Origin of the sequence: Staphylococcus sp. IVB6240 (genome assembly GCF_025558425.1) — a bacterium.
In the GTDB taxonomy this organism is placed as follows: Bacteria; Bacillota; Bacilli; order Staphylococcales; family Staphylococcaceae; genus Staphylococcus.
In genome coordinates this window covers 567149-589019 of sequence record NZ_CP094718.1, presented here as the reverse complement: position 1 = coordinate 589019, position 21871 = coordinate 567149, and the positions used below count along the sequence as shown (strand labels likewise).

General features: G+C 35.5%; 21 protein-coding genes and 2 pseudogenes. 11 read left to right on the top strand and 12 right to left on the bottom strand.

All coding sequences use genetic code 11. The features are described from left to right. The first annotated feature begins 151 nt into the window (after nt 1-151). The 3 genes and pseudogenes from MUA88_RS02950 to MUA88_RS02940 form a co-directional block, all read left to right on the top strand. On the top strand, nt 152-1354 hold the full coding sequence (locus tag MUA88_RS02950) for an argininosuccinate synthase (RefSeq protein WP_262604650.1): 1203 nt from the start codon (nt 152-154) through the stop codon (nt 1352-1354). Beyond that, on the top strand, nt 1347-2720 hold the full coding sequence (gene argH, locus MUA88_RS02945; RefSeq protein WP_262605741.1) for an argininosuccinate lyase: 1374 nt from the start codon (nt 1347-1349) through the stop codon (nt 2718-2720). Before MUA88_RS02950 ends, argH begins: the two co-directional genes overlap by 8 nt. Before the next feature lie 310 nt (nt 2721-3030). Further along, nucleotides 3031-3321, top strand: a pseudogene (locus MUA88_RS02940) (ornithine carbamoyltransferase); the annotation flags it as partial. A 108-nt stretch (nt 3322-3429) separates the two neighbouring features. On the opposite strand, the gene MUA88_RS02935 reads toward MUA88_RS02940, so the two are convergent. Further along, nucleotides 3430-4638 (bottom strand): IS110 family RNA-guided transposase, encoded by a 1209-nt coding sequence (locus MUA88_RS02935; protein WP_262604648.1) that lies wholly within the window; start codon nt 4636-4638, stop codon nt 3430-3432. Nucleotides 4639-4922: 284 nt separating this feature from the next. Here MUA88_RS02935 and MUA88_RS02930 point away from each other — a divergent pair. Both MUA88_RS02930 and arcC read left to right on the top strand, forming a co-directional pair. Next, nucleotides 4923-5636 (top strand): annotated as a pseudogene (locus MUA88_RS02930) (Rossmann-fold NAD(P)-binding domain-containing protein); the annotation flags it as partial. 19 nt (nt 5637-5655) lie between these two features. Further along, nucleotides 5656-6609: a carbamate kinase gene (gene arcC / locus MUA88_RS02925; protein WP_262605740.1), complete on the top strand. Its 954-nt coding sequence runs from the start codon at nt 5656-5658 to the stop codon at nt 6607-6609. Between the two features lie 24 nt (nt 6610-6633). Here arcC and MUA88_RS02920 read toward each other — a convergent pair whose 3' ends face one another. The 5 genes from MUA88_RS02920 to MUA88_RS02900 all read right to left on the bottom strand — a co-directional run bounded on the left by MUA88_RS02920 (nt 6634) and on the right by MUA88_RS02900 (nt 12131). Beyond that, nucleotides 6634-7878 carry a Glu/Leu/Phe/Val family dehydrogenase gene (locus MUA88_RS02920; protein WP_262604646.1) on the bottom strand — a complete coding sequence of 415 codons (1245 nt, stop codon included), beginning with the start codon at nt 7876-7878 and terminating at the stop codon, nt 6634-6636. Between the two features lie 102 nt (nt 7879-7980). Further along, nucleotides 7981-9183, bottom strand: coding sequence for an ornithine--oxo-acid transaminase (locus MUA88_RS02915; protein WP_275982317.1), 1203 nt, complete (start codon nt 9181-9183; stop codon nt 7981-7983). A 200-nt stretch (nt 9184-9383) separates the two neighbouring features. Continuing rightward, nucleotides 9384-10928 carry an L-glutamate gamma-semialdehyde dehydrogenase gene (gene pruA, locus MUA88_RS02910; RefSeq protein ID WP_262604645.1) on the bottom strand — a complete coding sequence of 515 codons (1545 nt, stop codon included), beginning with the start codon at nt 10926-10928 and terminating at the stop codon, nt 9384-9386. A gap of 352 nt (nt 10929-11280) precedes the next feature. Continuing rightward, nucleotides 11281-11886 carry an arginase family protein gene (locus tag MUA88_RS02905; RefSeq protein ID WP_262605938.1) on the bottom strand — a complete coding sequence of 202 codons (606 nt, stop codon included), beginning with the start codon at nt 11884-11886 and terminating at the stop codon, nt 11281-11283. Nucleotides 11887-11909: 23 nt separating this feature from the next. Then, entirely contained in the window at nt 11910-12131 is a 222-nt protein-coding gene (locus MUA88_RS02900; RefSeq protein WP_262604644.1) for a hypothetical protein, read from the bottom strand. A gap of 276 nt (nt 12132-12407) precedes the next feature. Here MUA88_RS02900 and ygs point away from each other — a divergent pair, with 276 nt between their 5' ends. Beyond that, on the top strand, nt 12408-12797 hold the full coding sequence (gene ygs / locus MUA88_RS02895) for a S1 domain-containing post-transcriptional regulator Ygs (RefSeq protein ID WP_481906561.1): 390 nt from the start codon (nt 12408-12410) through the stop codon (nt 12795-12797). Between the two features lie 93 nt (nt 12798-12890). Here ygs and mhqD read toward each other — a convergent pair whose 3' ends face one another. The 6 genes from mhqD to MUA88_RS02865 form a co-directional block, all read right to left on the bottom strand. Further along, on the bottom strand, nt 12891-13481 hold the full coding sequence (gene mhqD, locus MUA88_RS02890; protein WP_262604643.1) for a methylhydroquinone degradation carboxylesterase MhqD: 591 nt from the start codon (nt 13479-13481) through the stop codon (nt 12891-12893). Nucleotides 13482-13497: 16 nt separating this feature from the next. Then, complete coding sequence (locus tag MUA88_RS02885) at nt 13498-14106, bottom strand: flavin reductase family protein (RefSeq protein WP_262604642.1); 609 nt, start codon at nt 14104-14106, stop codon at nt 13498-13500. Nucleotides 14107-14127: 21 nt separating this feature from the next. Beyond that, complete coding sequence (gene mhqE / locus MUA88_RS02880) at nt 14128-15090, bottom strand: ring-cleaving dioxygenase MhqE (protein WP_262605739.1); 963 nt, start codon at nt 15088-15090, stop codon at nt 14128-14130. Between the two features lie 73 nt (nt 15091-15163). Then, the gene (locus MUA88_RS02875) at nt 15164-15595 is read right to left on the bottom strand and encodes a MarR family winged helix-turn-helix transcriptional regulator (protein WP_262605738.1); all 432 of its coding nucleotides are present in this window, start codon (nt 15593-15595) and stop codon (nt 15164-15166) included. Between the two features lie 153 nt (nt 15596-15748). Then, entirely contained in the window at nt 15749-16009 is a 261-nt protein-coding gene (locus MUA88_RS02870) for a DUF1871 family protein (protein WP_095115890.1), read from the bottom strand. 22 nt (nt 16010-16031) lie between these two features. Next, complete coding sequence (locus MUA88_RS02865) at nt 16032-16625, bottom strand: peptidylprolyl isomerase (protein ID WP_262604639.1); 594 nt, start codon at nt 16623-16625, stop codon at nt 16032-16034. A 72-nt stretch (nt 16626-16697) separates the two neighbouring features. Between MUA88_RS02865 and kapB the strand changes: the two genes are divergently transcribed. The 5 genes from kapB to MUA88_RS02840 all read left to right on the top strand — a co-directional run bounded on the left by kapB (nt 16698) and on the right by MUA88_RS02840 (nt 21871). Beyond that, nucleotides 16698-17078: a sporulation phosphorelay system protein KapB gene (kapB, locus tag MUA88_RS02860; protein WP_262604638.1), complete on the top strand. Its 381-nt coding sequence runs from the start codon at nt 16698-16700 to the stop codon at nt 17076-17078. A 130-nt stretch (nt 17079-17208) separates the two neighbouring features. Further along, nucleotides 17209-19626, top strand: a complete 2418-nt coding sequence (locus tag MUA88_RS02855) for a Na+/H+ antiporter subunit A (protein WP_262605737.1) — start codon at nt 17209-17211, stop codon at nt 19624-19626. Further along, nucleotides 19589-20035: a Na(+)/H(+) antiporter subunit B gene (locus MUA88_RS02850; protein WP_275982320.1), complete on the top strand. Its 447-nt coding sequence runs from the start codon at nt 19589-19591 to the stop codon at nt 20033-20035. Before MUA88_RS02855 ends, MUA88_RS02850 begins: the two co-directional genes overlap by 38 nt. Beyond that, the gene (mnhC1, locus tag MUA88_RS02845; protein ID WP_095115882.1) at nt 20035-20382 is read left to right on the top strand and encodes a Na+/H+ antiporter Mnh1 subunit C; all 348 of its coding nucleotides are present in this window, start codon (nt 20035-20037) and stop codon (nt 20380-20382) included. The genes MUA88_RS02850 and mnhC1 overlap by 1 nt, the downstream gene beginning before the upstream one ends. Continuing rightward, entirely contained in the window at nt 20372-21871 is a 1500-nt protein-coding gene (locus MUA88_RS02840) for a Na+/H+ antiporter subunit D (protein ID WP_262605937.1), read from the top strand. The genes mnhC1 and MUA88_RS02840 overlap by 11 nt, the downstream gene beginning before the upstream one ends.

Here is a 21871-nt window from a genome sequence, read left to right as displayed (position 1 = left end):
ATATTATTAAATTCAATTAAGTCGAATAGTCCGAAAAATCTTTATAATAAATAATGCATATTTATTTAAATACTTGCATAATAAATCATAACGTGCTAATATACGAATTAAGCAAAAGACATTAAACATTAAACACAGAGGTGACAGTTTTATGAAACAGAAGGTAGTATTAGCATATTCAGGTGGTTTAGATACAAGCGTGGCCGTGCAATGGCTGATTGAACAAGGATACGATGTTGTTGCATGTTGCTTAGACGTTGGTGAAGGAAAAGATTTAGACGTTGTTTATCAAAAAGCGTTAGATATGGGTGCCGTTGAGTCTCACATCATTGATGCAACAAAAGAATTCGCGGAAGAATACGTGGGCTATGCAATCAAAGGTAACTTAATGTATGAACAAACGTACCCACTCGTATCTGCATTGTCACGACCTTTAATTTCAAAAAAACTCGTCGAAATTGCACATAAAACAGATGCGGTTGCAATTGCACACGGATGTACAGGTAAAGGAAATGACCAAGTACGTTTCGAAGTAGCAATTAAAGCATTAGACCCTAACTTAAAAGTAATTGCACCAGTTAGAGAATGGGGCTGGAGCCGTGAAGAAGAGTTAGAATATGCCAAAAAACATAACATTCCAGTACCAGTTGGCAAAGATTCTCCATACTCAATTGACCAAAACTTATGGGGCCGTGCAAATGAATGTGGTGTATTAGAAGATCCATATGTTGCACCACCTGCTGATGCTTATGATTTAACAAACGAATTAGAAGATACACCAGATGAAGCAGATGAGATTATCATTACATTTACAGAAGGTCTTCCTACTCATATCGATGGTAAAGCTTATGAATTAGATGATATGATTCTACATTTAAATGATGTCGCAGGAAAACATGGTATTGGAAGAATTGACCATATTGAAAATAGACTTGTAGGTATCAAATCAAGAGAAGTTTATGAAGTACCTGGTGCTGAAGTGATCTTAAAAGCACATAAAGGTTTAGAAACGATTACACTTTCTAAAGATGTTGCACACTTTAAACCAGTGGTAGAAAAGCAACTATCAGAAATGGTCTATAACGGTTTATGGTTCTCTCCACTTACAGATGCCCTAAAAGCATTCATTGATCATACACAAAAATATGTAACAGGTGATGTGAGAGTTAAGCTCTTCAAAGGTCATGCTGTTGTTAATGGTAGAAAATCAGACTATACACTTTATAATGAAAAATTAGCAACTTATACAAAAGAAGATGCATTCAATCAACAATCAGCTGTTGGCTTTATCGATATTTTCGGTTTACCAACACAAGTGAATGCAATGTTACACGGAGGTTATGCAGATGAGTAAAAAAGCATGGGGCGGTAGATTTGAAGAAAAACCAGAAGATTGGGTAGATGCGTTTAATGCATCTATCCACTTTGATAAAAACTTAGTAGATGAAGATATTCAAGGAAGTATCGCCCATGCTACAATGCTCGCAAATCAAGGCATTTTAACGCAGGACGAGGCTTCTATAATCATTTCAGAACTTAAAGTCATTCAACAAGATATCCACGACAACAAAGTTCCTTTACAAGAGTCTCTCGAGGATATTCATCTCAATATCGAACACGAACTCATTCAACGTATTGGTTCTGTTGGTGGTAAATTGCATACAGGACGTAGCCGTAATGACCAAGTTGCAACAGATATGCATTTATATACGAAAAAAGAAGTTCAAAATATCATCACAGGTATCACTTCTTTCCAACAAACAATTGTTACATTAGCAGAACAACATGTTGATACGATTATGCCTGGCTATACACATTTACAACGTGCTCAGCCCATCTCATTTGCACATCATGTCATGACTTATTTTTGGATGTTAGAGCGTGATAAATCGAGATTTACAGATGCATTAAAACGTATTGACTTATCTCCATTAGGTGCTGCTGCGTTAAGTGGTACAACATATCCAATCGATCGACATGAAACACAATCCTTACTTGGGTTTGGTGGTATCTATGAAAATAGTCTAGATGCTGTTAGTGATCGTGATTACATCGTAGAAACATTACACAATATTAGCTTAACCATGGTCCACCTCTCACGTTTTGCTGAAGAGATTATTTTCTGGTCATCAGAAGAAGCAAAGTTTGTCACATTATCAGATGCTTTCTCTACAGGTTCATCCATTATGCCACAGAAGAAAAACCCAGATATGGCTGAGTTGATTCGTGGTAAAGTTGGTCGTACAACTGGCCATCTGATGAGTATGTTAATGACACTAAAAGGTTTGCCATTAGCATATAACAAAGATATGCAAGAAGATAAAGAAGGACTATTTGATGCTGTTCATACACTGAAAGGTTCATTAAAAATCTTTGAAGGTATGGTAGCAAGTATGTCCGTCAATACAGATAGATTGGCTACAACTGTCAGACAAGACTTTTCAAATGCAACTGAGTTAGCAGACTATCTCGTTATGAAAGATATTCCATTTAGAGATGCTCATGAAATTGTTGGTAAGCTTGTACTCTGGTCTATTCAAAATAACTTATATCTTCTTGATGTACCATTAGATGTCTATCAAGCACAAGCACCAGAAATCGATAAAGATATTTACACATATCTTCAACCAGATGAAGCAGTTAAACGTCGTAAAAGTTATGGCGCAACAGGTCAAGATGCGGTTAAACACCAAATTGAAGTTGCAAAACAACATTTATAATTAATTGAACAGGGATAAGGTAAGTATATAAAGACGTTCATCTAATAAAGGTGTCTTTATATTCAATATACTTATCCCCTTTTTATATATTTTTTAGTAAGTATATAAACTATTCTACATATTAGATGAGTACTTAAGGCATGCGATACTTTAATTAATAAGCATCATTAAAGTAAAACTTTTTAAAAAGCTCCTCCCTTTTACCAAATGAAATATACTACGTTAATTATTCTATTGCTATTCACTTATAACCTTTTATTTCAGAATATTCTAAACATAATCATATGGCATCATTGAAAGGAGTTACATCATGAAAAACTTAAAACATAAAGACTTTTTAACATTATTAGACTTCTCACAAGACGATATACAATTTTTACTTGATTTATCTACAGAGCTGAAACATGCAAAATATTCAGGGACAGAAGAACAAAAATTAAAGGGTAAAAATATTGCGATTATTTTTGAAAAAGATTCAACGCGTACACGCTGTGCATTTGAAGTAGCTGCATATGATCAAGGGGCACATGTCACTTATCTTGGACCAACAGGCTCACAAATGGGAATAAAAGAATCTACAAAAGACACAGCTCGTGTCCTACGATTAGTCAAGCACTTTATTTAAGTGAGTGCTAAAAAAGGCATCACTAAATAAACCTATGTTAGTAAAAAATTTTTGGAATGTGTTATTATGATGGTAGATAGGTTATCAGTGCGGTGACATTCGATAATCGTATTCTTTATTGTTAATAACTAAGTGATGAATAGTTTTTAACAGCTTGTTCACACAAGCAATAACTGCAGTCTTATGGCCTTTTCCATAAGGCTGTTCTTTTAATTTATAATAGTAATCAACAATGTGGTTGGCATATAGTCTTTGTACTTTCAACATGTTTTGTACAATGATGTAAAATAATGACCTTGCACGTTTATTTCCTCGCTTATTTATTTTGTCTTTGTAATGTGTTTTTCCTGATTGATATCTTTTTATATCAATACCAATATAAGCATTCAGCTGTTTATGAGAAGTGAAAGCACGTATATCACCTAGTTCTCCAATTACCATAGCTGCAGTTAACTCTCCAATACCTGGAATAGATGTTAATATTTTAAATTCATCAAGTGTTTGAGCTAAGTCAATAAGTTGAGTTTGAATGGCTAATTGTCTTTCCATTGAATTAAGTAAATCATCAATTGTGTAGATGAGTTTATCTACGAAGAATGAATCAGCGGGTACTGATGGATAACTTTCATTCGTATAAGAAACTAACTTCTCCACATATGAATTTACCTTTTTGTCTGACAATCGTTTATTAGTACTATTAGCGATTAGCTCTTTCAATTTTGATACATTATTAACATCTACATAATCTGGATGTGGAAATAGCTTCGCAACTCTCAACGCGATTTTAGAGTATCTGTCTTTAAATAAAATTTGTAGTTCTGGAAAGGTCATATCTAATAACTGAATCAATGTACTTTTTAAGTATGTCATTTGATTAGAAAGTTCTTCATAATATCTTGTCACTTCTCTTATTTTGATGTGAATATCTTTTATCATATTTTGAGATGGTTGCTTATTATAATGCTTCGCAAGATTTGCCAACTTATGAGCATCTGATTTATCTGTTTTCCATGTTCTAAGTGTATTTGTCATTAACTTAGACTCTAACGGATTCACTATACTGTAAGGGATGTAATTTTCATTACAGAATCTTTCTAGCGGTTTGGAATATATACCTGTTGATTCAAGAAGGATATAAATCCCTGCATATTGTTTTACATAATTCAATAGATTTTCAAAGCCGCTTTTATTATGAATTAATTCAAACTCGTCTATAAAAGTTTCGTTTGAATAATGTGCAATAAAGCTTTTCCCTTTCCCTACATCGATACCAAAATATTCGATATAAATCACTCCTATTCTTTTTATCTAAGAAGCTTTAACTTCACTGACCCTTATTTTTTTCACTTTCCCATACACGATCTCACTGGACCCAACATACTAAAATCGAATTAATAAGGAGAGTGAAGTTCTCCAGTTTTTTATACGGATTCGTTGACCCTCGGAGCTGTTCGGAGCACTTCTCTCTACTACTATTCCATAAACTCAAATAATGCGCTATTGGCAAATTTTAGTAAATAAAAAAGTAGTGAAGTTACCTACCGTCGTAGATTTCTTCACCACTAATCTTAGTATGTTTATTAGGAAGAATGTATGACGACATTGAATATCGTGGCTTTTCACAACAAACCGTAGAAGACTTAGCAGCATATTCCGGCGTACCTGTATGGAATGGCCTCACTGATGAAGACCATCCTACACAAGTACTTGCTGACTTTTTAACAGCTAAAGAAATGTTGAAAAAGCCTTATCATCAAATACGCTTCACTTTTATTGGAGATGGACGTAATAATGTCGCAAACGCATTAATGCAAGGTGCTGCGATTATGGGCATGACGTTTCACCTTATATGTCCCAAATCCCTAAACCCAACAGATGAACAATTAAAACAATGCAAAGATATTGCCATACAAAATGGTGGCCACATTCTTGTGACGGATAATATCGATGAAGGGATAAAAGGTTCTGATGTTATTTATACAGATGTTTGGGTATCTATGGGTGAACCAGATGACGTTTGGGAACAACGTATTAAATTATTAGAGCCCTATCGTGTGACTAAGGAATTAATGAATAAAACAGGAAACCCAAATACGATTTTTGAACATTGCTTACCATCATTTCATAATACGGAAACGACCATCGGCAAACAAATATACGAAAAATATGGACTCACTGAAATGGAAGTCACAAATGAAGTATTTGAAAGTGAACAATCCGTTGTTTTTCAAGAAGCAGAAAATAGACTGCATACAATTAAAGCTGTCATGGTTGCAACACTAGGAGAATAGATGAAAGGAGTGATCAAAAATGTCTAAGATTGTCGTCGCTTTAGGTGGTAACGCCCTAGGTCAATCTCCTAAAGAACAATTGAATGTATTAAAAAATACAGCTAAGTCATTAGTCAGTTTAATCGATAAAGGACATGACGTTGTCGTGAGTCATGGTAATGGTCCACAAGTCGGAAGTATTAACCTAGGATTGAACTATGCTGCTGAACACCATCAAGGTCCCGCCTTTCCATTTCCTGAGTGTAGTGCTATGAGCCAAGCTTATATTGGCTATCAAATGCAAGAAAGTATACAAAATGAGTTATACGCCATGGGTATTGATAAACAAGTTGTAACACTCGTTACCCGAGTAGAAGTTGCAACTAATGATCCTGCCTTTAATCATCCTACTAAACCCATTGGCTTATTCTATACAAAAGAACAAGCACATGAAACCAAACAAATAAAGGGATATACTTTCATTGAAGATTCTGGGCGTGGTTATCGTCGTGTTGTCCCTTCAGCACAACCTATTAATATTATTGAATTAGACAGTATTAAAACATTAAACACAAGTGGAAAATTAGTCATCGCAGCTGGTGGCGGTGGTATCCCTGTTGCCAAAGAAGCAAATTTTTATAAAGGGATTGATGCTGTGATTGACAAAGACAAAACAAGTGCGTTATTAGCAGCACATTTGAAATTTGATCAGCTCATTATTTTAACAGCTGTAGATTATGTTTATCTTAATTATGGCAAAATTAACCAGAAGCCACTTAAAACAATATCTGTAGATGAAATCCAAAAACATATTCCTGATAATCAATTTGCTAAAGGGAGTATGCTTCCAAAAGTCGAGGCAGCGATACAATTTCTCGAGAAAAATCCTAAAGGTAGCGTTTTAATTACCTCTCTTGAAAAGTTAAAAGATGCATTAGATGGCAAAATAGGTACGTATATACACAATGAAAAAAACAGAGACACCATCATGTAGTGTCCCTGCTCTGAAATTATGCTTTTATGCCCAACCACGATATCTTGCTGCTTCAGCTGTACGTTTAATACCTACAATGTATGCTGCAAGTCTCATATCGATTTTACGGTTTTCTGATAAGCTATAAATTGTGTCAAATGCTGTAACTAACTTTTCACGTAACTTTTCATTAACTTCTTCTTCTGACCAGTAGTAACCTGTATTGTTTTGTACCCATTCAAAGTATGATACTGTTACGCCACCTGCACTAGCAAGCACGTCTGGTACTAATAAAATACCGCGATCCGTTAAGATCTTCGTTGCTTCTGGTGTCGTTGGACCATTCGCTGCTTCTACAACGATATCTGCTTTAATATCGCCAGCATTATCTGCTGTGATTTGGTTCGCAATCGCTGCTGGTACAAGAATATCACAATCTAATTCAAACAATTCTTTGTTCGTAATTGTATCTTCAAATAAGTTTGTTACTGTACCGAAACTATCACGACGATCTAATAAGTAGTCGATATCTAAACCTTCTGGATCGTGTAATGCACCGTATGCATCAGAAATACCTACAATCTTAGCACCTGCATCATTTAAGAATTTTGCTAAGAAACTACCTGCATTACCGAATCCTTGAATAACGATACGTGAATCTTTAATTGTTTTACCACGACGTTTGGCTGCTTCCTCAATCGCAATAACAACACCTAATGCTGTTGAGCGGTCACGACCTTGTGAACCACCTAATACGATTGGTTTCCCTGTGATAAATCCTGGAGAGTTAAATGCATCCATTTGGCTGTATTCATCCATCATCCAAGCCATGATTTGAGAGTTCGTGAAAACATCTGGTGCTGGGATATCTTTTGTTGGTCCTACAATTTGAGAAATTGCACGAACGTAACCACGTGATAAGCGTTCTACTTCATGAATACTCATTTGACGTGGGTCACAAATAATGCCCCCTTTTCCCCCACCATAAGGGAGGTCAACGATACCACATTTTAACGTCATCCACATAGACAATGCTTTAACTTCTTCTTCATCTACATCTGGGTGGAAACGAACGCCACCTTTAGTTGGTCCCACAGCATCATTATGTTGTGCACGATAACCTGTAAAAGTTTTAACCGTTCCGTCATCCATTCTTACTGGAATACGTACTGTTAAAAATCTTAACGGTTCTTTGATTAGTTCATACATTCCATCATCAAAGCCCAATTTGTGCATCGCTTCTTTAATGATACCTTGCGTTGACGTCACTAGATTATTTTTTTCAGACATGATCCATCTCGCCTCTTTTTCCTACTTTTGTTTTCGCTTACATGAGTATTGTAACATATGCCAATCTTTTTTAAAGTCTTTTATTAATACTGTTTTGGTTGATTATTTAGATTGTGAAAATACCTTTTTCACTTTTTCAATCGCATAATCTAACTCTTCTTTCGTAATCACTAATGGCGGTGCAAAACGAATCACAGTATCATGTGTTTCTTTACATAAAATGCCTTCTTCTTTTAAACGTTCACAGTATGGTCGTGCATTTTCATGTAATTCAACACCAATGAATAAACCACGGCCACGAACTTCTTTAATTGCTGGATGATCAATTTCAAGTAATGCATTTTTGAAGTATTCTCCAAGTTCTTGTGAACGTCCTGGTAAATCTTCGTCCACAATCACATCTAAAGCAGCAATTGAAGCGGCACATGCAAGTGGATTTCCTCCAAATGTAGATCCATGAGAACCTGGTGTGAAGACATCAAGAACTTCTTTATCTGCTAATACAACAGAAATTGGGAATACGCCACCACCCAGTGCTTTACCTAAAATATAAACATCTGGTTTAACATTATCCCAGTCAGTCGCAAATAACTTACCTGTACGACCAAGACCAGCTTGAATTTCATCTGCAATAAATAGCACATTATGCTCATCACATAATTCACGAACTTGTTTTAAATAGCCTTCTGGCGGGATATTGATACCCGCTTCACCTTGGATTGGCTCAATTAAAACAGCTGCTGTGTTTTCATTAATTGTTTCTTTTAATGCTTCAATATCGCCAAATGGTACATTTTGGAAACCTTCTAATAATGGACCATATCCACGTTGATATTCTTTTTCTGATGAAATTGAAACAGGCGCCATTGTACGACCGTGGAAGTTACCTACCATGGCAATAATTTCAGCTTCATTCGGCTTGATACCTTTTACTTCATAAGCCCAACGACGTGCCGCTTTTAAAGCTGTTTCAACTGCTTCTGCACCTGTATTCATTGGTAATGCTTTTTCTTTACCAGCAAGTTTACAGATTTTTTCGTACCATTCCCCTAAGTTATCGCTATGAAATGCACGAGACACAAGTGTCACTTTGTCAGCTTGATCTTTAAGTGCTTGCACGATTTTTGGATGACGGTGTCCTTGGTTTACTGCAGAATATGCAGCTAACATATCCATATATTTTTTACCTTCTGGATCTTTCACCCATACGCCTTCAGCTTCTGAAATAACAATTGGCAGTGGTAAATAGTTATGCGCACCATAATGATTCGTTAACTCAATAATTGACTCTGATTTATTTGTCACGTGTATTCTCCCCTTTACTTCTAAATGATATAAATATAGGGTATATCAATTACAGCTCAAAAACGTCTTCATTCGTTTCAAATATTCTGCAAAGGACATACCCTCATCTCTTGTCGTCAACACGGGATTGAGGTATGCGCCATATACTTCTTATATAACTAAAAAGTGATATAGCTTACCTCAATCACATGATTTATTTTTTATAAATGTTCAGAAACTGTGTGGCCTTGCATGTGAAGTACTAAGTAGTCTGGACCACCCGCTTTTGAATCTGTACCTGACATTTTGAATCCACCGAATGGTTGGTAGCCTACGACAGCGCCTGTGCAACCACGGTTAAAGTATAAGTTACCAACCATGAAGTCACGACGTGCTTGTTCTAACTTCATTCTGTTGTTAGAAATAACGCCACCAGTTAAACCATATTCAGTATCATTCGCAACTTGAATTGCTTCATCAAAATCTTTTACTTTTGTGAAACCAACAACAGGTCCGAAGATTTCTTCTTGCATAATGCGAGAATTTGGATCTAAGTCTGCAAAGATCGTTGGGTGTACAAAGTTACCTTTTTCTTCATCTGTGTTACCACCAGTCACTAAACGACCTTCTTCTTTACCAATTTCAATGTAATTTTTGATTTTATCTAAAGATTTTTGGTCGATAACTGGACCTACATACGTATCTGGTTCAGCTGCGTTACCCACTTTAATTTTTTCAGTTTCAGCTTTCACACGCTCTAATAATTCATCATAGATATCTTGGTGTGCAATAACGCGTGAGCATGCTGAACATTTTTGTCCAGAGAAACCGAATGCTGAGTATACAATTGCATCTGTTGCAACTTGAAGGTCTGCTTCACTATCTACAACAAGTGCATCTTTACCACCCATTTCAGCAATCACACGCTTGATGTGATTTTGACCTTCTTGGATCACTGCAGCTTTTTGAATAATTTCTTTACCTACATTTTTAGAACCTGTAAATGAAATTAAGCCGACATCTTTATTTTCAATTAAGAAGTCTCCAATTTCACTAGAAGAACCAGGAATCCAGTTTACAACACCTTTTGGTAAACCAGCTTCTTCAAGTACTTCCATAAATTTATAAGAAATAATTGGTGTGTTTGATGATGGTTTTAATAACACTGTGTTACCTGTTACAACTGGTGCAACAGTAGTACCAGCCATGATTGCATATGCAAAGTTCCATGGTGAAATAACAACACTCACACCTACTGGAAGGTAGTCGAATTGGTTATATTCACCTGGGCGGCTGTTTACTTTTTTGCCATCTTTTAATTCAAGCATTTGACGGCCATAGTATTCCATGAAGTCGATTGCTTCTGCAGTATCTGCATCGGCTTCTTTCCATGGTTTACCGCCTTCTTTAGATAATAATGCTGAGAATTCGTGCTTACGTTTTCTTGTAATTGCAGCAGCACGGAATAATACATTAGCACGTACTTTAGGATCAACATTTCTCCATGTTTTGAATGCTTCTTTTGCCGCTTCTAAGGCTTGTTCAGCATGTTCTCTTGACGCTTTAGAAACATAACCAATTGTCTCTTCTCTATTCGATGGGTTATACACACGTGTTGTATCGTCTGTGTATACACGTTCCCCACCGATGATGAGTGGATACGTTTTACCTAATTCACTTTCCACTTTTTCAAGGGCGCGATAATAAGCCGTACGGTTCTCCTCTTTTGTGAAATCTGTAAATGGTTCATGTTTGTATGGAATCATTCAAAATCCTCCTTTGTTTTTGAGAAAGCTATATACTTATCATGACATAACCCACCATTATTTGTAAAAGAATTTTCAGTCTTTACAGAATTATCTTATAAACAAATTTGTGATATATGTATATCAATCAAAGCAACTGTATCCATGATTATTTTTCATCATATAAAAGCGCTTTCATTTACAAGCATTATAGCCATAATTTAGACAAATTTCAACTATTAGAGGCTCTATTTTCGAAAAAACATCGTTATCTCTTTTTCTTGTCACTTAATTCATCAAATATCGTAAAAAACCACTCAATTATAATTGAGTGGTTTATCCAGAGTTATTTAAAAGTCTTCATATAATTTTATTAATTAAATATATTAAGCTTGTTAAAGATATTTTTTAAATTCATTTGATCCCACGGCAGATATTCCGCAATCGTGAAGCCAACAATTTCATTATTTTCAAATAAACCAGTTAGTATTTCTTCTAATTCATTTAAAGACATTTTCCCAGCTGCTGCGGGAAATTCACTAACATTTGGTTCAGCAAAATAACTAGAACGAAATTCATTCGGATTTAATACATCTATATCAAAATGAATGGCAATTTTTGAAAAATTATTTTGATTAATCCATTCTTGTATTTTAGGATAATCAAAGATTTTATCGTTTTGTAGTTCATAAGAAAAGTCTAATTCTTTTAAATTTTCTACTTCAAAATCTAATAAATCTTGCAATCCAACATATAAAAATTGATTTGGCTTTAGTGGTGATGACATGAATTGAGAAAGTTCATTGTCACCTTTACCAATTAAGTTCGCAACAACCATAGCATGTTCATTCGTAAAATCTTTAGGGTAAGAAATATCAGGATGTGTATCAATCCATATCCCACCTAAATCACCTGAATATTTCGCATTTAAATAATCAAAAGGCGCTTGAGATACCATACAATTGCCACCTAGAGTAATTATTTTTTCAGGTGCTTCATTATTTAATATTTCTTTTGCTTTTTTGACGTTATTGATGATTTGAGATTGACCATAAACACCATTTTCTTTAGCAAGTCACCATTATTATGCTCGACAGTCACTTGTACCTCTTTTTGCTCATCATTTTGGGGAATGAGTTGTTTGAGAAAAAATGCACCATCATAGTATTCTGTTCTATTTCCTGATTGCCAATCTGGATAAACAAGTCTTAATGTTTTTGACATCTTCTCACCTTACTTCTTTAATTTTACTTTATTATAAACTAATTAAAAAATTGTGTTAAACTTTTAGCTTTAAATCCATTCTCATCAACCATAAAATAACCCTAAAAACTTTGAATAACAATGCTAAGATATCGCTATAAACCGTCTCTATATAGATACTACTTCCGTTACAATAATCACAGTTATTTATTTAAATTATGCACTCTTTAATTAGGATAATTTTCTGAAATATGCTATTATAAATATGTTAAATTTTAATCATATAAGGGGTTATGCATGTTGAAGAAACAGTATCGTGTCGGTCAACATATCAAGGTGCGTGTGACTGGTATTCAACCCTACGGCGCTTTTGTTGAAACCCCTGACAATACTGAAGGATTAATTCATATATCTGAAGTCATGGATGATTATGTCCATAATTTAAAAAAACTTTTAACACCTGGTCAAATCGTCAAAGCAAAGATTATTTCTATAGATGAAGCTGGGAAGTTAAACCTATCACTAAGAGACAATGATTATTTTAAAAATTATGAACGTAAAAAAGTGAAACGTTCAGTATTGGACGAGATTAAAGAAACTGAGAAGTATGGGTTTCAATCTTTAGCAGAACGGTTGCCAACTTGGGTGGAACAATCCATAAAGCGAATTGAGGATTCATCTAAGTAACACGTACATAAAAAGCCTAGGTGCCAATGCGGTGCACCTAGGCTTATTTTATACTTATTCTGATAAATCATTTCAACATCTAGTTAACGATTTTCACAATATCTTTTTACCTGCAAGGACAGCTGCTTGTGTCATTTCATGGCTATTTACCCATGTTTCGTTCACTTTAGCATTTCTCTCTTTAAAGATGTTGATCACATCTTTACTCTGTTCTTTCGTCACAATCGGGTCGTTTTCCCCCATTGACAGGAATACTTCAAATTCTGATAAATCTTTTTGATTATCTTCTACATCTACTGGATAAAGTGGTGCGAATAACAATGCTTTTTGAAATGGCGTTTCTTCTCTCAAAATAAGGTTAATCGCAATGTTAGAGCCATTTGAAAAACCAACTGGTATGACATCTTCTAATTTAAAATTATATTTTTCAGCAGCCGTTTTTACAAAGTGAAATAATTCTTTTCCTCTGTACTCTAAATCTTCCAAATCATATTTGCCTTCTCCCAATCTTTTGAAGAACCTCGCCATACCATTTTCTGATACTTCACCTTTAACACTTAATACGCTATAAGTTGGGTCGAGCATTTCTGCTAATGGCAATAAGTCTGTTTCACTACCACCTGTTCCATGTAACAATAAGAAAACTGGCTTACCTTGTTCACCTTGTTTAAAAATATGTTTCATTTTTTAGCACCTCTCTTTAATCTGGTCTTTCAATCGTAAATGTTTGACCAATTTCAGCATAATCATTACCGGCAAGTCTACTGACTGCTTTCAGCTTATCTTTATTAATATATCCCTCACTATAAATCGCCTCATCAAAATGATAATATTTCACTTCTAAAAGTAATAAATCAGAAATAGGTACATGATCTTTATAAATCGGAATATGTTCTTTTAATACTGTTTCAAATCTCACTTTACTTTGCTTTAAACCTGATACAGACACTTCGACAGAATCCACCTCTTCAAATTCCGTACGAACTCGTTCACTCTCATTTGGTTCTAATACAGCAGCAGTTTGATTGGCATCATTTACATTATCTGTATCTACAATATGCACAACCGCTTCTTTATTTTGTAAAATATTACGTGCGGTATCTTTTAATTCTCCATTCACACGTTGAACGGCTATTGACACAATAGGAGGATCAGAAGATACGATATTGAAGAAACTGAAAGGCGCAATGTTCAATATGCCACTATCAGTCTGTGTTGTAACAAGCGCGATGGGTCTCGGAATAATTGATCCAATCAACAATTTGTAATTTTCTTTTTGTGATAATGTTTCAGGTCGTATCTCCTTCATCAAATCTCTCCTTTTTATAAATTAGTGTTCTCTGCTTGTATCGAATGCTTTGATATCAGACTCAATATAATCACGTTTGGCTTCTAAAAATGGTGGTAATGATAGACTTTCTCCCAACGTTTCATACGGTTCATCTCCCATAAATCCTGGACTATCCGTAGAAATCTCTATTAGTATATGCCCAACTCTTGCATATAAAGCTTCAAAGTAGTATCGATCCACATGACCAGAATGTCTAATCCCTAATTTATTATACTTTTCTTCCCATGATTTAATTGCTTCATGATCTTTTACTCTAAATGATACATGGTGAACTTCTCCATACCCTTGTCTTGCTACAGGGCTTTCTTCGTCTTTTCTCAAAATGACTTGACCACCATTACCACCCTCTCCAACTTCTAATAATGTCACATCATCTTCTTCAATAATTGGTTTCATACCATAAACTTGTGTCAACATTGATTTAAAATCATCATAGTAACTCACAGTGATTTCAATAGGACCTAGACCATAGATTGCTTTATCTTCTGGTACTGGACCGTTTTTCCAAGGCGCACCAGGTTTAACGCCTTCATTTTGTTCATCTGATATTAATTGATATCTTTGACCGTCTTCTTCTTCAAACGGCAATACCTTTTTACCAAATAATTCTTGAATGCCATCATGTTTAACATCAAATTCTTCAAAACGATTTAAATAATATTCTAGCGCTGCATCATTAGGTACTCTAAATGCTGCAAGACTTATTGAATTTGTCCCTCTAACACCTTTAGGGTTATTTGGAAAATCAAAAAATGTCATATCTGTGCCTGGTGATCCTAGGTCATCTGCAAAAAATGTATGATACGTATAAATATCATCTTGGTTTACTGTCTTTTTAACTAAACGCATTCCTAATACTTCTGTAAAAAATTCATAGTTTCTCACAATATTATCTGTCATTGCTGTTACATGGTGGATACCGATAAGTTCTTGATTACTCATTTTATATTCCTTCTCTCTTTAACTTTATTATTTCGATTTCGAGATAATTTCTTTTAAAAAAATTACGCTGCATCTACTCAGTAGAATACGCGCTCATTTTTTTTAATGCTGTTCTCAATACAGTCAGTTCTTCATCATTTAGGCTAGAAAAGATTTTCTCAATCGTTTTTGCATGTAATGGAAATATTTTACACATTAACTCATACCCTTTTTCTGTCAAAACTGCATATATAACACGTTTATCTTTAGGGTTTTGTCGACGAATGACATAACCTTTCTTAACAAGTTGATCAATGACATATGTTGTACTACTACTTGCGATGAGTATACGATCTTTAACTTTTTGAATAGGCTGTTCACCTTTGTGATATAAAAGTTCCATTACTGCAAATTCCGTCACATTTAAACCATAGTTTTTCATATCTTGCTTAACTATTCGGTCTAACATATCATTTGTACGTTTAATACCTACAAACGCTTTTAAAGCTTCATCATTTCTGTTCACATCATCACCTAAATTGTTATTATTTCGAATTCGAGATAATTATAACTTGGTTTAAATCCAAAGTCAACCACTATGATTTAAAATATTTACTTGTAAGATAGATGATAAAAAAACCCCAGACATCACGACTTACGCTACATCCGGGGCTATATTTTAAATCACTTCACAAGATTGTTGTAATTGCACGGCTTCTCTCGCTTTTTGTAAGCATGCATCTTTTGGAAGCGACACTTCAAACGAAAACTGAAAGATTTGTTGAAAGGCTTCTGCAATTTCAGTCGGTTCACCATAGTGATGAACGGCATCCATCATTTCGTAAACTTCTGCATCTCCCATTGTTGGATCATCAAAGTTCATCGGATTCCATGCTGCCAACAGCTGATATAAGTGAATGTTTAATTCATTGTTAGACATGATGCATACTCCTTATCACTTCTTATTCTTCAATATCAATTGATTCAATCACTACGTCATACACTGGTTTGTCTTGTGCACCAACTTTAACACTTGCAATATCTTCTAACGTGTCTTCACCTTCAATCAATTGACCAAATACTGTATGTTTTTGGTCTAACCAAGGTGTACCACCTTTTTCACGATATGCTTCAGCAATTTCTTTAGGCCATCCACCATTTTCTAATTGATCTGCCATTTGTGCTGGAATATCTTTCATTTGCACAATAAAGAATTGTGAACCATTTGTACCAGGACCAGCATTTGCCATTGATAATGCACCATAAATATTAAATGCTTCCATAGAGAATTCATCTTCAAATGGTCCGCCATAGATACTTTCGCCACCCATACCAGTTGCAGTTGGGTCACCACCTTGAATCATAAAGTCATTAATCACACGGTGGAATGTAATGCCATCGTAGTAACCTTTTTTAGAAAGTTCAACAAAGTTTTTAACAGTTTTTGGTGCAATCTCTGGGAATAATTTTAAAGTCATATCCCCTTTATTTGTGTGCATAACTGCTTTTATTTCATTATCTTGTATTTCTTTTGTCAATTGTGGGTAGTTTGTCATTTTAATGCTCCATTCATGATAAAATTAAATATACTCTATATTTTAACATATTTAAGAAAGGATGGAATTAACATGCTTTATCGTTTTGCACATAAATCTGGCGTTTACGCTGTTGAGGTCGTAGATGACACGGCTGATCAAATCTTAGTGAAGGTGGTACAAGTCATCAAACACCCAAAACAAGGTGACTTACATAGTCCAAATGAAGTGGAAGGTGTGTTCTTTCATGAACGCAAAGCGTTAAGTTTATATGAAAAACGCTATACAACAAAGAGTAAGTTAAAACCATTTGAGGGAGACGTTCAAGAATACACTGTTTCACTTCAACAAGCATTAACAAAGTTAGAACGTGATTTACAAGAAACAGACTCTGCATATTCACGTGCTGCCTTACAATGTCTCAATAACTTGAAAGTAGATTATACACGACAATACAAAGTTGATTTCAAATAATTTTTTGATGCGTTTCTTCTTATTTAAAAGTGACGGAAACATGCATCCGTATGCGACGTGTCATGTTTTTCACACTATTCATTATCATGTATAATAAGCATATCGTATTATTTTTTAAGGAGGACAATTTATGAGTTGGTTACATATTGCGGTGCTGTTACCGCTGATATCTGCACTACTCATTCCTATCTTGTATCGCTTCTATAAGCGGATTCATTTAGGATGGTTTGTGTTACCGATTCCTTTTGTGTTGTTTATATACTTCTTATCGTATATCAAACCTACTATGTCCGGACATTATACAGAAAAGTCCGCTGCATGGATGCCACAAATCGGTATGAACTTTGACATTTATGTAGATGGGCTCAGCCTTTTATTCAGTCTATTAATAACAGGTATCGGAAGCCTTGTCGTACTCTATTCTATTAGCTATTTAAGTAAAAAAGAGCAACTTGGTAACTTTTATTGTTATCTATTAATCTTCATGAGTGCGATGCTTGGTGTCGTTCTTTCAGATAACCTCTTAGTTTTATATTTCTTCTGGGAATTGACATCATTCTCTAGTTTCTTGCTCATCTCATTCTGGCGTCACAAAGAAAAGTCATTGTATGGTGCGATGAAGTCAATGATGATTACTGTCTTTGGCGGATTATCATTGCTCGGTGGATTTATCCTGCTTCATCAAGCATCTGGCACATGGCGTATTCGTGAAATGATTGAACAAGTATCAGACATTCAATCATCACCATTCTTTGTGCTTGCAATGGTATTTATTATCTTAGGTGCCATGACGAAATCTGCACAGTTTCCATTTTATATTTGGTTACCTGATGCAATGGAAGCACCAACTCCAGTCAGTGCCTACCTTCACTCAGCAACAATGGTTAAAGCTGGGATTTATTTAATCGCGCGCTTAACACCTATCTTTGCTGTATCACAAGGTTGGATTTGGACAGTTACCGCATTTGGTCTTGTCACACTCTTCTGGGGTTCACTCAATGCGACAAAGCAACAAGACTTAAAAGGAATCCTTGCATTTTCAACCGTTTCGCAGTTGGGTATGATCATGTCCATGCTCGGTATCGGTGCTGTAAGTTATCACTTTGAAGGTGCAGACAGTCAACTTTATGTCGCAGCATTTAGTGCAGCCGTATTCCATTTAATCAACCATGCAACGTTCAAAGGTGCATTGTTCATGATCACTGGTTCGGTTGACCACGCAACTGGAACACGTGATATAAAAAAATTAGGTGGTCTGATGACGGTTATGCCGATTTCATTTACGCTATCGATTATCACATCACTTAGTATGGCGGGTGTTCCACCATTTAATGGTTTCTTATCAAAGGAACAATTTTTAGAATCAATGATTACTGTTACTGAATCAGGTATTTTTAACTTAAGTTCAGTTGGCTTATTACTGCCGATTGTTGCAATTGTAGGTAGCATGTTCACATTCGTCTATTCATTTAAATTCATCTCAGAAATTTTCCTTGGCGAATATACACCTGACAAACTACCACATAAAGCACATGAAGCATCATTCTTAATGAATGTTTCACCAACGATTTTAGCTACTTTAGTGATCGCTATTGGTTTATTCCCTAGCTTGGTGTCTGCACCATTTGTAGAACCAGCAGCAAAAGCAATTGCGAATGTGGATTCAGTACATGCTGAATTTCATATGTGGCATGGTTTCACACCAGCCTTTTTTGCAACATTAATCATTTATATTGTAGGGGCTGTATTATTACTTACTTTCAATAAATGGGTGCCTGTATTACTCAAAATACCAACATCTATTACATTGAATCATTGGTATGATCAAACTGGTCGATATACACCTTACTATGCAACTCAGATTACGCGTACATATATGACAGGATTTATTCGTAACAATCTCGTTATCATCTTCTTCATGATGATAGCCATCACATGTATCACACTTATTTTCGTACCGTTTACATTCGACTTTGTGAAAGTATCACCGGTACGTCTATATGAAATGATTTCTGTTATTACAATTATTGTTGCAGCAACGATGATTATGTTCGCACGCTCTCGACTATTCAGTATTATCATGCTGAGTGCAGTCGGTTATTCAATGGCAATCTTCTTTATCTTCTTCAATGCGCCTGACTTAGCATTGACACAGTTTGTCGTTGAAACAATCTCTACAGCATTGTTCTTATTATGTTTCTATCACCTACCTAATATGAGCCGTTATAACGAAACACGATCATATAAAGTAGGAAATGTTTTAATTTCAATTGGTGTCGGTGCTGTCGTAACAATTTTAGGTTTAATTGCCTATGGTAACCGTCACTTTGACTCAATCAGTAGTTTCTACAAAGAACATGTCTATGACCTAGCTGAAGGTAAAAACATGGTTAACGTAATCCTTGTTGACTTCCGTGGTATGGATACATTGTTCGAGTCATCTGTACTCGGTATTGCGGGTATGGGTATTTATACACTCATTAAACTACGTGCAAAACACAAAAATGGTTATGAAAGGGTGGAGAAGATTGAACAGGCAAAAAAATGATTTAATATCTCAATATTCAGCACTGATTATCTTTTTCTTAATTATGATGTTCGGCTTCTCACTCTTCTTAGCCGGTCATTATACACCTGGGGGCGGCTTTATTGGTGGCCTACTTGTATCGAGTTCACTGGTTATCTTAGCAGTCGCATTTGATGTAAAAACATTGCGTAAAGTTTTCCCTTGGGACTTTAAAAAGTTAATCGCACTTGGTTTGACGTTTTGTGTGATTGCACCCATGTTAAGTTGGACATACGGTAAAAACTTTTTTACACATACGTCAGTTGATATTCCGCTTCCCCTTTTAGCACCAATGCATCTGCATACTGCTGTTATTTTTGATACAGGTGTGCTACTTGCGGTTGTGGGAACGGTCATGACAATAATTCTAACGATTGGAGAGAATGAGTAATGGAAATAGTATTAATTTTTGTTTGCGGCTTCTTAACTTCTATTAGTGTTTACCTCATTCTGTCTAAAAGTTTAATCAGAATTATTATCGGTACTGCATTATTATCACATGCCGCAAACTTATTTATTTTGACAATGGGTGGATTGAAAACAGGTCGCGTCCCTATTTATGAGAAAGGCGTTAGCAATTATGTCGATCCAATCCCACAAGCATTGATTTTAACGGCAATCGTTATCTCATTTGCAGTTACAGCCTTTTTCTTAGTATTAGCCTTTAGAAGTTATAAAGAACTTGGCACAGATAATGTAGAACGTATGAAGGGGGTACCACAAGATGATGATGAATGAGAACTTACTTGTCATGGTACTCGTTGTGCCAGTCATTACAGCAATATTATTAATTTTTATCGGGTTACGCCCCTTTATTAAACGTTATGTCGCATTAACAGGTACACTCATAACTTTAGGATTTGCCTTGCTTAACCTCTACAATGTATGGAAAGCAGGTCATCCAATTGTCTTAAAACTCGGTTCTTGGAAAGCACCATATAGTATCGTCTTTGTACTCGATTTATTTAGTGCTTTACTCGTCACAACAAGTGTGATTATCACACTTTTGATTATCCTATTCTCATATCAGTCTATTGGCTTACACCGTGAAACGTATTACTACTACTTCACTGTGATGTTCATGTTAACAGGTATCAATGGTGCCTTTATTACTGGGGACATCTTCAACCTATTTGTCTTTTTCGAAGTCTTCTTAATGGCTTCATATGGACTGATGGTCATCGGTGGAACAAAGATACAATTACAAGAAAGTGTGAAATACTTACTGGTTAACGTTGTGTCATCCGCATTCTTCGTTATGGCTGTTGGTATTTTATACTCAGTTGTCGGCACATTAAATATGGCGGATATCAGCGTTAAACTGGATGAGGTTTATCAAACACATCCAGGCCTAGTAAGTATCGTGTTTATTTTATTCATTTTCGTATTCGCAACAAAAGCCGGGGCATTCCCAATGTATGTCTGGCTTCCAGGTGCGTACTATGCGCCACCATTTGCTATCATTGCATTCTTTGGTGCATTACTAACAAAAGTCGGAGTTTATGCCATTGCGCGTACAATGAGCCTATTCTTCCATGACACATTGACATTCTCACACTATACAATTCTCGCCCTTGCCCTACTCACAATCATTTTTGGCTGTGTCGGTGCTGTTGGCTTTAGAGATACAAAACGTATTATTTTATACAATATTATGATTGCTGTAGGTGTGATTCTTGTCGGTGTGGCCATGATGAATGAAGCAGGTATTGTGGGGGCCATCTACTACACACTTCACGATATGCTTGTAAAAGCTGCATTGTTCTTCTTAATTGGTATTATGTATAAAATTGCTAAAACAACAGACTTACGAGACTTTGGTGGCTTAATACACCACTATCCAGTGCTCGGTTGGACATTCTTTATCGCTGCACTCAGCTTAGCAGGTATTCCACCATTTAGCGGCTTCTACGGTAAGCTTTACATTGTTCAAGCAACATTTGAACGAGGCTTTTATTTCAGTGGTATTATCGTACTACTATCAAGTCTTATCGTGTTATATTCAGTGATTAATATCTTTTTAAATGGATTCTTCGGCAAGAGTTACGGATATGTTTATAATCCACACTTGCACCACAGAGGCTTACTAGCAGTATCTATTTTAGCAGTTGTGATCACAGTCGCATTCGGTCTCTTTGCTGGTGAACTCTATCCGATTGTGGCTGAAGCAGCGAAGTCATTCTATCAACCGGAAACATATATTGATAGTGTATTGGGGGTGAAATAA

Coding starts and splice junctions, on each gene's coding strand:
- kapB (WP_262604638.1), top strand. CDS start 16,698: ATGCTTTATCGTTTTGCACATAAATCTGGCGTTTACGCTGTTGAGGTC.
- pruA (WP_262604645.1), bottom strand. CDS start 10,928: ATGATTCCATACAAACATGAACCATTTACAGATTTCACAAAAGAGGAG.
- argH (WP_262605741.1), top strand. CDS start 1,347: ATGAGTAAAAAAGCATGGGGCGGTAGATTTGAAGAAAAACCAGAAGAT.
- MUA88_RS02850 (WP_275982320.1), top strand. CDS start 19,589: ATGAAAGGGTGGAGAAGATTGAACAGGCAAAAAAATGATTTAATATCT.
- MUA88_RS02885 (WP_262604642.1), bottom strand. CDS start 14,106: ATGAAGGAGATACGACCTGAAACATTATCACAAAAAGAAAATTACAAA.
- MUA88_RS02865 (WP_262604639.1), bottom strand. CDS start 16,625: ATGACAAACTACCCACAATTGACAAAAGAAATACAAGATAATGAAATA.
- MUA88_RS02855 (WP_262605737.1), top strand. CDS start 17,209: ATGAGTTGGTTACATATTGCGGTGCTGTTACCGCTGATATCTGCACTA.
- mhqE (WP_262605739.1), bottom strand. CDS start 15,090: ATGAGTAATCAAGAACTTATCGGTATCCACCATGTAACAGCAATGACA.
- MUA88_RS02920 (WP_262604646.1), bottom strand. CDS start 7,878: ATGTCTGAAAAAAATAATCTAGTGACGTCAACGCAAGGTATCATTAAA.
- arcC (WP_262605740.1), top strand. CDS start 5,656: ATGTCTAAGATTGTCGTCGCTTTAGGTGGTAACGCCCTAGGTCAATCT.
- MUA88_RS02840 (WP_262605937.1), top strand. CDS start 20,372: ATGATGAATGAGAACTTACTTGTCATGGTACTCGTTGTGCCAGTCATT.
- MUA88_RS02950 (WP_262604650.1), top strand. CDS start 152: ATGAAACAGAAGGTAGTATTAGCATATTCAGGTGGTTTAGATACAAGC.
- MUA88_RS02870 (WP_095115890.1), bottom strand. CDS start 16,009: ATGTCTAACAATGAATTAAACATTCACTTATATCAGCTGTTGGCAGCA.
- mnhC1 (WP_095115882.1), top strand. CDS start 20,035: ATGGAAATAGTATTAATTTTTGTTTGCGGCTTCTTAACTTCTATTAGT.
- ygs (WP_481906561.1), top strand. CDS start 12,408: ATGTTGAAGAAACAGTATCGTGTCGGTCAACATATCAAGGTGCGTGTG.
- MUA88_RS02900 (WP_262604644.1), bottom strand. CDS start 12,131: ATGTCAAAAACATTAAGACTTGTTTATCCAGATTGGCAATCAGGAAAT.
- mhqD (WP_262604643.1), bottom strand. CDS start 13,481: ATGAAACATATTTTTAAACAAGGTGAACAAGGTAAGCCAGTTTTCTTA.